2 protein-coding genes are annotated in these 1245 nt (G+C 68.0%); both read left to right on the top strand.

Annotated elements, in window-relative coordinates:
• A partial coding sequence (locus tag QZ281_RS02030; protein WP_292224131.1) for a thioredoxin domain-containing protein occupies positions 1-528 on the top strand: 528 nt, incomplete at its 5' end.
• A gap of 12 nt (positions 529-540) precedes the next feature.
• Positions 541-1245 (top strand): AAA family ATPase (locus tag QZ281_RS02025; protein WP_292224128.1); only part of this gene is annotated, 705 nt, incomplete at its 3' end.

The following is a 1245-nucleotide window of genomic DNA, read 5'->3' as shown; positions in this document are numbered from 1 at the left end:
CCGCCGCCGGTGACGGCGGCGGACCATGTCCTGGGCCAGTCCACGGCCAAGGTCACGGTCATCGAATACGCCTCCCTGACCTGTTCGCATTGCGCGGACTGGCATGATGAGGTTCTGCCTGCATTGAAGGCCCGCTACATCGACCGGGGCGAGGTGCGTTTCGTCTATCGCACCCTGCCGACGCCGCCGGTCAATGTGGCTCAGGCGGCGGCCGCCGTGGCCCAGTGCGCGGCGCCGGGCAAGTTCTTCGCCACCATCGACGCCTTCTTCGCCGCCCAATCGGCCCTGCCGACGACGGGCACCGGCCCCTATTTCGAGCGCGGCGTGGCGGCGTCTGGCCGCACGCGTGATGAGATCAGCGCCTGCCTCAACGAACCCGCCACCGCTGCTGCGCTCAAGGCCCAGGTGGACGGTGCGATTGCGGCTGGCGTCGACGGCACCCCGGCCCTGTTCGTCAATGGCCGCCGTGTCACGGACGTGTCCTTCACCGGCCTGTCCGCCGCCATCGACCCGCTGCTGCGTCGGTGACGCTCTAGCTCCATGCAGTTCCAGCGCCTCCGGCTCGTCGGCTTCAAGTCGTTCGTCGACCCGGCGGAAGTGCATATTGAATCCGGCCTGACCGGGATTGTCGGGCCCAACGGCTGCGGCAAGTCCAATGTGCTGGAAAGTCTGCGCTGGGTCATGGGCGCCAACTCGGCCAAGGCCATGCGTGGTCAGGGCATGGACGACGTCATCTTCGCAGGCGCATCGGGCCGCCCCCCGCGCAGCCATGCCGAAGTCCAGCTGACTATCGACAACGCCCAGCGTCGCGCCCCCCAGCCCTTCACCGACAGCCCCATTCTGGAGGTGTCGCGTCGCATCGACCGGGGCCAGGGCTCGACCTACCGCATCAACGGCAAGGAGGTGCGCGCACGCGACGTCCAGCTGTTGTTCGCCGACGCCTCGACCGGCGCCAACTCGCCTGCCCTGGTGCGTCAGGGCCAGATTTCCGAACTGATCGCCGCCAGGCCCCAGAACCGCCGCCGCATTCTGGAAGAGGCGGGCGGGGTCGCCGGTCTGCACACCCGTCGGCATGAGGCCGAACTGCGTTTGAAGGCCGCCGAGACCAATCTGGAGCGCCTCGACGACATCGGCCGCGAACTGGAAACCGCGCTGAACCGCCTGAAGCGCGAAGCCCGTCAGGCCGAGAAATACAAGAAGATCAGCGCCGAGATCCGCGCCCTTCAGGCCGCCCTGCTGTACGTC

This window comes from Brevundimonas sp. (assembly GCF_018608325.1).
Lineage (GTDB): Bacteria > Pseudomonadota > Alphaproteobacteria > Caulobacterales > Caulobacteraceae > Brevundimonas.
The sequence above is the reverse complement of the archived record's forward strand: the minus strand, read 5'-3'. Positions and strand labels throughout refer to the sequence as shown.